Raw genomic sequence first — 10,992 nt, 5'->3', positions numbered from 1 at the left:
GTGTGGGGGAAACAGGATTCGAACCTGTGAAGACATAAGTCAACGGATTTACAGTCCGTCCCAGTTGGCCGCTTTGGTATTCCCCCGATTCAACATTTCAATTTCGAAAGACAGTTCCGAACTCTTTTGTTCGTTTTTTGTTTGTCTTAACGGATGGCAAAGGTATACCCTTTTCTGAAACATTCAAAACATTGACCAAAAATTACTGAAGTTTTTTGGCCCTTTTTTATTAAGCTTTTCGTAATCAGGAGATTAATTTTCACTGAAATTTGGAAGCAAAAAATACGCCTCTGCTTTTTTGATCTCTGGGTCCTTCTCATTTTCATGGATCTCTTCCAGTTTTTCCAGCACTCCTTCATCATCTATAAAGCCAAAAAGCCCTTGGAAGGCCGCCAACCTCACATAGGGAAGACGGTGTTTCATTGCTGCCTGATACAATTTATCAATGGCCTTTTCACTTCCTTCTTCAGTTAACCTAGAAAAATAATCCGCATAATAGCCTATAAGGTAATACAGCTTTTGTCCCTGTGTGATGTCAAATTTTTCATGCAGCCACGCTCCTTTACCCATGACCTGCTCCCTTGTATAAAAATCCACAATGGGTACCAAGATCCGGATGTTCTCTTCCTCTTCCAGCGATGAGGCAATCCTTTCCTTTTCCATAGTACCTGCAGCACTGTTCAAGTAGGCATTTAGTGCCGCCCCTGCCACATAGTAGGAAGAATCTTCCAGCCACTCCAAATAACGCGAACTGTAATCAGTCACAGCTATCTCTGAGAGCACTTCAATGGCACTGGCCCTTACACTGTTACTATCATCCCTCGCAGCTAATTCCAATACCTTTCCTTCCAGGCCAAACCGAGAAAAAAAGTCCTTAAACTTACCTAGCGTCACTTCCCTGATCGGTCCAAACGGATCATCGAGTCCTACATTGATCAAATCCAGAAGAATACCATCATCCAGCTCCTTGGAAGAAAGACTGTCCAAAGCCTCGTACCTTGAAACCGCAAATTCAGTCCCATTGAGCTGCTCCAACCATTGTGCAGTAGTTAGCTGGTTATTTATCTCCGCCAGTAAAGTCTTCTTTTCATCAAAATAAGCCAAACTTATCTCCTCTCCGTTTTCAAGGGCAAATTGCTGGAAAGCCTGATCCAGCACAAAGCGCTTGCTACACCGTTCCCCATCGACGTACCAGCTCACCTCAAAGGGGATTACATAGAGTGGCGTATTATTAAGATCCTGCTTTTGCATCACTGTCAATAGCAAATTTTCTGGTTGGCTATAATCAAATTTCACATCAAGAACAGGATGCCCCGAGGCCATAAACCACTGGTTGAAGAACCAGTTAAGGTCCTTACCGGATGTTTCCTCCATGGCCAGCCTTAGGTCATGGATCTCGACAGATTTGAAAGCATTTTCACTCAGGTATGCCTTCAATCCCTTGAAAAAAGCCTCATCCCCTAGATAGTCCCTCAACATATGTAACACCCTGCCTCCCTTGGCATAAGAATGACTATCAAACATGTCCTCATTGTCCTCGTACTCATACCGGATCAAATCAACTTGCTTTTCCTCCGATTCCCAAAAATACGTTTCCATCTCCCCTATGTGATGTAGGTCAGCTGCATCACGCCCCTCATGGTGTTCATACCACAAGTATTCACCATAATTGGCAAAGGCTTCATTAAGCGGCAGGTTGGACCAAGATTCAGTGGTCACGTAATTCCCAAACCATTGATGAAACAATTCATGAGCGATAATCCCCTCGTACTCATTATCCAAAGCTTCCCGCTCAGTCATATTAAGCTCTTCCATAAAAATGGAGGCTGTGGTATTTTCCATTGCTCCTGAAACAAAATCCCTTACCACTATCTGATCATATTTCTGCCAGGGGAATGGAACTCCCAAAAGATCGGAAAAGTAAGTCATCATTTCGGGAGTGTTCTTAAACACTTCTGCGGCGCCATTCTTGTACTTTTCCTCCACGTAATAATTGACAGGCAGTCCTTCCCACCGGTCCTCTATTTTAGCAAACTCCCCTACTACCATGGCCACCAAATAAGGGGCATGCGGCTTATCCATTAGCCAGTGGTCTGTCCTGGTACCATCCCCATTGTCTGTTTGGCCCAACAGTTTCCCATTACTTATGGTGGTGTAGTTATCTTCTACGGTAACATGTAGACGGTGGGTAGCCCTTTCATTGGGAGCATCTATCGTGGGAAACCATTTGGAATTATGCTCAGTCTCCCCTTGGGTCCAAATCTGAACAGGTTTATTTTCGCTTCCATCCGGATTGATAAAATAAAGTCCTTGGGTGTCTGTTATTGCCTGACTTCCCGATTCCGTTGTCTTGCTTGGATGTGCTGTATATTTGATCCTTACCCTCAAGGTATCTTCTGCTGAATAAATACTAGGAAGGTAAATCTTGAGGCGCTTACCGTCATACCTAAGTCCAAGGGGAATTTCCTCCTCTCCTTCTAGCAAATTGACCGCATGGATATCAAAATCCTTGGCATCCACGATCAATTCCGACTGCTGATAAAAATAAGGCTTCAATGTCAGCACCGCATCTCCATGGACAAGCTTTTCCTTAAAGTCAAAACCTAAGTCCAACTCGGTATCCAAGAGGTCAAATTTTCTCTCCGGTGTAGCACGATAGGCAGCAATGGCACTTTCTTTTTCCCTAATCAAGTCCACCGGATCTGTAGCCCTTTCTACTTGTTCGATTTGTACGGGCACCCTCCCTATCTCATCTGGCTGAACGGCTTTTTGCTGAGACTGACAGGAGAAAAACAGCCCTCCGGCCAATACCGCCCCACAATAGAATTTCAAATTCATAAAGACCTTTTAAAATAAATTGTATATTTTCATGCTAAAATAAATCAAATGTTCTCAGTAACCATAAACGAAGAAAACTTTAGTGTTGAACAAAATGGGGATGATTTTTTGGTCAATGGAAAATCCATCCACTGGGATATCCAAGCTATAGACAAGCGGCATTTTCACATCCTATACCACCATAAATCGTACAGGGCCGAACTGGTCAACATAGACCATGCCCAAAAAAGATTAAGCCTGAAGATCAATGGCAAAAGCGCAGAGGTACAGGTAAAGGACAAATTTGACCTTCTGCTTGAAAAACTTGGCATGAATGGACAAGTCAACCAGCAGTTTGAATCCCTTGCCGCCCCCATGCCCGGATTGATCCTAGAAATCAAGGTCCAACCCGGAGATACAGTATCGCAAGGACAGCCTGTTTTGATATTGGAAGCCATGAAAATGGAAAATGTATTAAAGTCCCCAGGAGACGGAACAGTCCGCAAAATAATGGTAACAAAAGGGGACAGCGTAGAAAAAAATCAAGTATTGATACAATTTTAGAATCTTAGACTTACTTTTCTAAGAGCAAGAATTTATATTTGTCGAGTTTATCTTTTCTTTAATCAATCAAAATTAGCGCTTGGCTAATCAAACAGACATTATGAAGTACAAAAGAATTCTGCTGAAACTCAGTGGTGAAGCTTTGATGGGGGAAAACGGATACGGTATTGACTCCAACAAACTGAAGCAGTATACCCAGGAGATAAAAAAAGTAAAAGAACTGGGATGTGAGATCGCCATTGTCATCGGAGGCGGAAATATATTCAGGGGCGTACAGGGAGAAAAAGTTGGTATAGACCGTGTCCAAGGAGACTACATGGGCATGCTGGCCACCTTGATCAATGCCATGGCCCTGCAAAGCTCTTTGGAGCAAAACGGAATGTACACCAGGTTAATGTCTGGAATCAAAATCGAAAGTGTTTGTGAGCCCTTTATCAGAAGAAGAGCGATCAGGCACTTGGAAAAAGGAAGAATTGTAATTTTTGGAGCAGGTATAGGCAACCCTTATTTCACTACGGATTCCACGGCCAGCTTAAGAGCTATTGAAATCGAGGCGGAAGTAGTACTGAAAGGAACCCGGGTAGATGGCGTTTATACAGCTGATCCTGAAAAGGATGAAACCGCGGAAAGATACACCAACATTTCTTTCCAGGAAGTATACGAAAAGAATCTCAATGTCATGGACATGACAGCTTTTACACTTTGCCAGGAAAACAATTTGCCGATCATCGTGTTCGACATGAACAAGGCAGGAAATTTGCTTGATCTGGTAGAAGGAGAAGAAGTCGGTACATTAATTACGTCAAAATAAGCAATATAACAATGGAAGAGATACAGCTAGAACTTGATGAAGCCCAAGCACTCATGCAGAAGTCGGTGGACCACACTGCCAATGAGTTATTGAAAATAAGGGCAGGTAAAGCGATGCCCAACTTGTTGGACGGAATCATGGTCAACTATTATGGTGCCCCTACCCCCATACAGCAGGTGGCATCAGTAAACACTCCTGACGCAAGAACCCTATCCATCAAACCTTGGGAAAAAAACCTCATTGGAGAAATCGAAAAAGCCATCATTAACTCTGACCTGGGACTTGCACCTCAAAACAATGGGGAAATTGTCATATTGACCATCCCGCCATTGACCGAAGAGCGGAGAAAGTCTCTGGTAAAGCAGGTGAAGAACGAGTGCGAAAATGGAAAGATCAGCATTCGAAATGTGCGAAAAGAGACCAATGATTCACTTAAAAAGCTTCAAAAAGACGGCGTGGCAGAAGATGAGATTAAAAGAGCTGAGGATACCGTACAGAAACTTACTGATCAATATTCCAGTAAAATCGACGCCCTTCTAGAGAAAAAAGAAGGTGAAATCATGAAAGTATAAGATAAAAAATACGCTTACCACAATGAAAGCCCGCATCTAGATCGGGCTTTTTTTGTATCCACAAGACAGCTGTATACCGCTCATCTTCTTTCTCCGAATTCCCATTGCCAAAGTCTGTATTTTTCTTTGACAGCTCCCCTTTCTAAACGGCAGAAATTTTATTGGGCATAAAAAAAGCTTCCAAAGAAGCCATTAAAGCAAAGAACGGACAGCCAAGAGCTGCCAATTCTTTTCCATTTATTTAAACCTTACGCTTTAAATATACCCCTGTATGCAACAAAAACAAAATTTTGCATTTAGTATTTGAATCTCCCCTCCCTCCCTTGCATTTTTTTTCTGCTCACCTAGCCAATAGAACAAACACCTTTTTATAAACTTAAATTACAAATAACACCATTTAACCAAAATATCATACCGCCAATCCTTAAACAGCAAAAACTTCATCACTTTTTTATCAATCTTATTTTATTTACATTTAGTTGCCGCTTTTGCGAAAGCGCCCTTAAAACCCAAAAAACCTCTGTAGGATTCCCCAGAATGATCGATAAAAAAAACTGTAAACGGTTAATCACGAAAATCTCCGATGAAGGCTGTGAAAGATCTTTTAAGGAGTTATTCGACATTTACTTTTCGACCTTATTTGAGATTTCGCTTTTTTATTTGAAGCACCCCATGGTGGCAGAAGAGGTTGTATCAGACTTATTTTTAAAGCTCTGGGTCAACAGAACCAAATTAAAAGACATCAACGATCCTTCCCAATACCTGTTCGTCGCCACAAAAAGGCAGGCACTTAATCATCTACGAAGTAAGAAGGGAATTGACAGTCTCTATATTCATGATCTTGACCACAAAGTTTTCGTTGATCCTATTACCCCGGAAGACAGTATTTTTAGTAGGGAAGAGCTGAACAGCATCAATACCTGCATTGAAAACCTACCCGAAAAATGCAAGTTGGTGTTCAAGCTTGTCAAAGAAGATGGCATGAAATACAAAGAGGTTGCCACCTTACTCGACCTCTCAGAAAAAACGGTGGAGATGCATGTTTCCAACGCCTTGAAAAAACTAAGAAGCGACTTGATAAAAACAAAAGATCAACCGCTCGATTTTTACACCAGCCTTAAAACCTTTCCTATTTTCCTTAGCTTATTATTTTATTGACTAAAGGTAGACTTTCAGCAAGGTTATTCAGGGAGACGAGCTTTCTGCACGTAATATAGCTGGTTTCTTTAATAATTTTGGAAGTTGATTCATTTGGAAGCTGTTTGTATCCATTCACTGAGCTTCTCGAAGTGCCCCCTTCCCTGCCAATAGTAAAAAGCCATTACCTTCCAATAGCCATCGACACCTGGTCTCTTTTAGCATTCAGATACTTAAGCCTCCTCAAAGACTTAATTTTACCTGCCCACTCTATCTATAGAATCCGTATTGTAATACTGCCAGGTTTCATACAACCGTAATCTTTTTTAAAAAAAATCTCCAAGCACTACAGGGTACACCTCCAATTTTTGTGTCTTTAATAACAGAAGTCTCCATCAAAAGATTTCCACGACCAACATCTGACATATCATTTTAATGGATCATATAGATATACACCAAATAATAAGTAAAACCCTTTCAGGTGAGGCCAATGCAGAAGAAATACTGCTGCTCAAAAGCTGGCTGGAAAAAGATGAGCGTAACCGACGAGAATTCGAAATGCTCAAAAACATCTGGAAAAACACCCTGCTTAAAGACGAATACTCCAACAAATCGAGGGTTTATCAAAACTTTTTGAAGAAAAAAGACTTCGTTGATGCCCACCAAGGGAAAACCACCTCCACCTCTTTGAAGTCTGTTGAAAAGACCAGCAGGACTGCTCACAGAAAGTGGTTGGGATATGCTGCTGCAATAGGAATCTTTTTTCTGGTAGGTCTTGCCTATCATATGATTTCAACTGATACTCCCCCTCGAGGTCCAGAAAAACGCTGCATGACCGTAAAACAAAACCCTAAAGGCCAAAAGTCGAAAATCGTGCTTTCGGACGGTACCATTGTATGGCTCAATTCCGACAGTGAGATCTCTTACTACCCGGGTTTTTCGGACTCATTAAGGGTCGTTAATCTTTTAGGAGAAGCCTATTTCCAAGTGGCCAAAGACCGTTCCCGTCCTTTTGTAGTAAAAACGGGAGCAGTGAGTACCACGGCACTGGGAACAGAATTCAATGTGAATTATTATCCTGAGTCCAAGCTGCCCACCATCTTCCTTGCCGAGGGGAAGGTAAAGATAGAAGAGAATACCGATCTCCACATCACCGAATTTCTAAACCCGGGCTGGGCTTTAGGCCCACTGAGCGGGGAGGAAAACCCTCAACCATTCAGGGACATCCCTGAAAAATGGATTTCTTGGAGAAACGGGATCCTGCAGTTCCACAAAGCAGATCTGGAAACAGTGCTTAAAAAATGCGAACGTTGGTACAATGTGGAAATAAAGGTAGAAGGCACAATCCCTCCACAATGGAACTTTACAGGAAAATTCAAAAACGAGTATTTGGAAAACGTACTCATCAGCATGAATTACGGCAAAGACTTCAACTATAAAATTCAAGACGATATGGTAACCCTAACCTTTAACTGAACTGCCTATGAAAACAAACCGATAACGATCCAGGTTGTCGGCCCTAATTCCCCTGACCGTCACAGTACAGTTACTTGATGAACGGTATTCTTTAATCAAACTAAAACCCAAAATTATGCGAACAAAATGTTTACCCCAAAAGACCTTTTATCTGGGTATACTTTCCCTGATAATGGTTTTTCAAATTTTCTGTCCCTATACAGCAGGGGCTTCCGGTTCAAATATCCAAGGAGATCAATCCTTAAAGGAAAGGTTCCTTACACTGAACAAAAGCAATAACACGCTAAAGGAGATCATCGAATTCATTGAAAACGGGACCGATTATACTTTTAGCTATTACGACGAGGAAGTCAATCTCAACACTTCCATCTCCTATCAAGGAAAGACAATGTCCATTTATGACTTATTAGTGGAAGCCTCCATCCAAGGAGAGTTAACCTTCCGACAAGTCAACAAAGTCATTAATATCAAAAACAGCCCAAAGAAAAAGGAGCCCAAAGAAGAAAGGGTGGTATTTTTGGCCTCTGTAGAAGGGGTGGTCACTGATGAGATGGGCCAACCTTTCCCAGGAGTCACGGTGCTGGAAAAAGGCACAACCAACGGTACCATTACCGACATGGATGGAAAATACACCATCAATGTAGCTGATGGAGCGACCTTATTGTTTTCCTTTATCGGTTTCAAAACCGAAGAAGTTCTTGTCGGCAACAATACCGAAATCAACATCACCCTTTACGAGGATGCCCAAGCATTGGAAGAAGTGGTGGTGGTAGGATACGGTGAGCAGAAGAAAGAAACCGTTACCGGTTCTGTGGCTTCCGTGAAGGGTGCTGAACTTGCTCGTTCACCTGCCACCAACGTCTCCAACTCCATTGCAGGACGAATGGCCGGGGTAGTAGCCGTAAACAGGAGCGGTGAACCGGGCTATGATGGTTCTGGAATCAGGATCCGTGGCTCTAATACATTAGGAAATAACGATGCTTTGATCGTAATTGACGGGGTTCCTGCAAGAGCAGGGGGCTTTGAAAGACTCAATCCAAACGACATAGAAAGTATCTCTGTATTGAAAGATGCCTCGGCTGCCATCTATGGCTCGCGGGCTGCCAACGGGGTAATCCTCGTAACCACCAAGCGGGGAACATCAGGAAAACCACAGCTTTCCTACCAGTTTAACCAAGGTTGGGGCCAGCCTACCGTGGTTCCTGAAATGGCCAATGCCGCACAGTACACGCAAATGCTTAACGACCTTAGTGTATACGAACTTCCTGTGGAAGAATGGTCTGCAGCCAATGAAGCTTACAAGACCTCTGGCGTATACACCCGACCAAATGGTCAGGAAAGGGCAGCACCTTTCACCCCGGAAGACATCGCAGCCTACCGTGCAGGCAATGATCCTTGGAACTACCCTAATACAGATTGGTACGATGCCACCTTGAAGGAATGGTCACCTCAGTCAAAGCACAACCTTCAGTTGATCGGTGGCAGCGAAAATGTCAAGTATTTGGCCTCTTTGGGCTATCAGAACCAGGATGCCTACTACAAAAATTCTGCTACTGGCTATAAGCAATACGACATGAGGATCAACCTCGATGCCAAAATCAACGATTATATCAGTGTAAAACTGGGAGTGCTAGGAAGAGAGGAATTCAGGTTTTTCCCCACCAGGTCCGCAGGAGCCATCTTCCGGATGCAGGTAAGAGGCAAGCCTCACCAGCCGGCTTATTGGCCAAACGGACTTCCAGGCCCTGACATCGAAAACGGTGAAAACCCTGTGGTCATCACTACCAACCAAACCGGCTATGACCGCGACAAGAGGGATTACTTCCAATCCAATGGAGAACTTACCATTAAAATCCCTGGGGTAGAAGGATTGAAATTTGTTGGTACTGCCGCAGTGGATAAGCTTTCCAGGGACCTGAAAAGATGGGAAACCCCATGGACCCTGTATGAAAGAGGAAACGGTTTTGAAGATGACGGTGTAACTCCCGTATTGGTAGCAAGTAAAAGAGGGCCTGCCGAGCCAAGATTACGCCAAGAGCATTTCAACCAGCTGAACATTTTATTGGGCGGGGTGGTATCCTATGAAAAGACCTTTGATGAGGTGCATACTGTCAACATCCTGGCAGGTACAAACCGCGAAACAGAAGAAGGCGACAACTTTAATGCCTTCAGAAGGTATTTCATTTCAACAGCCATTGATCAAATGTTTGCAGGTGGTGACCTGGAAAAGGACAATGGTGGTGGAGCCTATGAAAGGGCCCGATTGAACTACTTCGGACGTGCAGCCTATAATTACAAAGAAAAATACCTTGCCGAGTTTCTTTGGAGATACGATGCTTCCTACATCTTCCCAGAAGATACCCGGTTCGGTTTCTTCCCTGGCATCATGCTGGGCTGGGTAGCTTCTGAAGAGGATTTCTTCAAAAGCGCCATCCCTGCCCTTGAATTCTTCAAAATCCGTGGTAGCTGGGGACAAATGGGTAATGACCAGATTTTCTTTGAAAACACCCTGCAGGAATACCAGTTCCTTTCCACCTATGGATTCAACAGTTATATCATCGACGGTGTAGAAACCAAAACCCTATTCGAAACCAGGGTACCCAACACCGCCATTACCTGGGAGATTGCCAACAATTCCAATATCGGTATTGAAGGCCAGCTGTTTGATGGCAAAATTTTCTTCGAAATGGATTACTTCTATAACAAGCGGACCAATATCCTTTGGAGAAAAAATGCCTCTGTTCCCCAGAGCACCGGACTTTCCCTACCTGCGGAAAACATCGGTGAAGTGGCCAACTCCGGTTTTGACTTCCAAATGGGCTACCGTGGCCGGGCAGGAGACTTTAACTACAGCGCCAGTGTCAATGGTGGTTATGCGAAAAACAAAATCCTTTTCTGGGACGAGGCCCCTGGCGCACCTGATTGGCAACGGTCCACAGGCAAGCCCATGAACACCTTCTTGGTTTATCAATATGATGGTGTATTCCCTGATCAAGCCTCTATTGATAACGAAACTCTGGACTATTCGGCCATCACCAATGAATTGCGCCCTGGAGACATGAAATATGTCGACTATAATAATGACGGCGCGATTACACCTGATGATAGGGTGCGGATGGATCACAACAATATCCCTATGTTCCAGGGAGGCGTGAACCTAACGGCATCTTATAAAAACTTCGATCTTGCGATCCTCTTCCAAGGAGCTTTCGGTGCGAGACAGTACATCAGTGCGGGAGAATCAGGAAATATCGGTAACTACTTCCTGGACATTTACCAAAACCGATGGACAGTGGATAACCCTAGCAGCACCCATCCTAGAATTGCCAACAGAAGTGACCAATACTATTCCAACGGAAACACCTATTGGTTCAGAAAAGCGGATTATATCCGATTGAAAAACTTCGAAATAGGCTACACACTCCCAACAGCCATTGGAGAGAAAGTGGGTATCGGCAATCTTAGATTATTCGCCAATGGACTGAACCTGTTTAACCTCATGAACAAGCTTGAAATCCTAGATCCTGAATCTGGTACTTCTACCGGTCAGTATTACCCTCAAGCCCGCGTGATCAACACAGGCCTTTCTGTTACCTTTTAATCAAAATTGACAAG

At 43.4% G+C, this 10,992-nt stretch carries 7 protein-coding genes and 1 tRNA gene; 6 read left to right on the top strand and 2 right to left on the bottom strand.

Annotation, left to right across the window (positions count from 1 at the left end; translation table 11 throughout):
* Positions 1-3: 3 nt before the first annotated feature.
* Both ACYVAA_RS02195 and ACYVAA_RS02190 read right to left on the bottom strand, forming a co-directional pair.
* A tRNA-Tyr gene (locus tag ACYVAA_RS02195) sits at positions 4-86 on the bottom strand.
* Positions 87-252: 166 nt separating this feature from the next.
* Complete coding sequence (locus tag ACYVAA_RS02190) at positions 253-2,838, bottom strand: M1 family aminopeptidase (RefSeq protein WP_460538389.1); 2,586 nt, start codon at positions 2,836-2,838, stop codon at positions 253-255.
* 48 nt (positions 2,839-2,886) lie between these two features.
* Between ACYVAA_RS02190 and ACYVAA_RS02185 the strand changes: the two genes are divergently transcribed.
* The 6 genes from ACYVAA_RS02185 to ACYVAA_RS02160 all read left to right on the top strand — a co-directional run bounded on the left by ACYVAA_RS02185 (position 2,887) and on the right by ACYVAA_RS02160 (position 10,978).
* On the top strand, positions 2,887-3,381 hold the full coding sequence (locus ACYVAA_RS02185; protein ID WP_460538388.1) for an acyl-CoA carboxylase biotin carboxyl carrier protein subunit: 495 nt from the start codon (positions 2,887-2,889) through the stop codon (positions 3,379-3,381).
* A 100-nt stretch (positions 3,382-3,481) separates the two neighbouring features.
* On the top strand, positions 3,482-4,192 hold the full coding sequence (gene pyrH, locus ACYVAA_RS02180; RefSeq protein WP_460538387.1) for a uridine monophosphate kinase: 711 nt from the start codon (positions 3,482-3,484) through the stop codon (positions 4,190-4,192).
* A gap of 11 nt (positions 4,193-4,203) precedes the next feature.
* Positions 4,204-4,764, top strand: a complete 561-nt coding sequence (gene frr, locus ACYVAA_RS02175; RefSeq protein WP_460538386.1) for a ribosome-recycling factor — start codon at positions 4,204-4,206, stop codon at positions 4,762-4,764.
* A gap of 537 nt (positions 4,765-5,301) precedes the next feature.
* Positions 5,302-5,922, top strand: coding sequence for an RNA polymerase sigma factor (locus ACYVAA_RS02170; protein ID WP_460538385.1), 621 nt, complete (start codon positions 5,302-5,304; stop codon positions 5,920-5,922).
* A 414-nt stretch (positions 5,923-6,336) separates the two neighbouring features.
* Positions 6,337-7,377 (top strand): FecR family protein, encoded by a 1,041-nt coding sequence (locus ACYVAA_RS02165; RefSeq protein ID WP_460538384.1) that lies wholly within the window; start codon positions 6,337-6,339, stop codon positions 7,375-7,377.
* A 115-nt stretch (positions 7,378-7,492) separates the two neighbouring features.
* The gene (locus ACYVAA_RS02160) at positions 7,493-10,978 is read left to right on the top strand and encodes a SusC/RagA family TonB-linked outer membrane protein (RefSeq protein WP_460538382.1); all 3,486 of its coding nucleotides are present in this window, start codon (positions 7,493-7,495) and stop codon (positions 10,976-10,978) included.
* The last annotated feature ends 14 nt before the right edge of the window (positions 10,979-10,992 follow it).

Source organism: Echinicola sediminis (genome assembly GCF_054777495.1).
The sequence above is the reverse complement of the archived record's forward strand: the minus strand, read 5'-3'. Positions and strand labels throughout refer to the sequence as shown.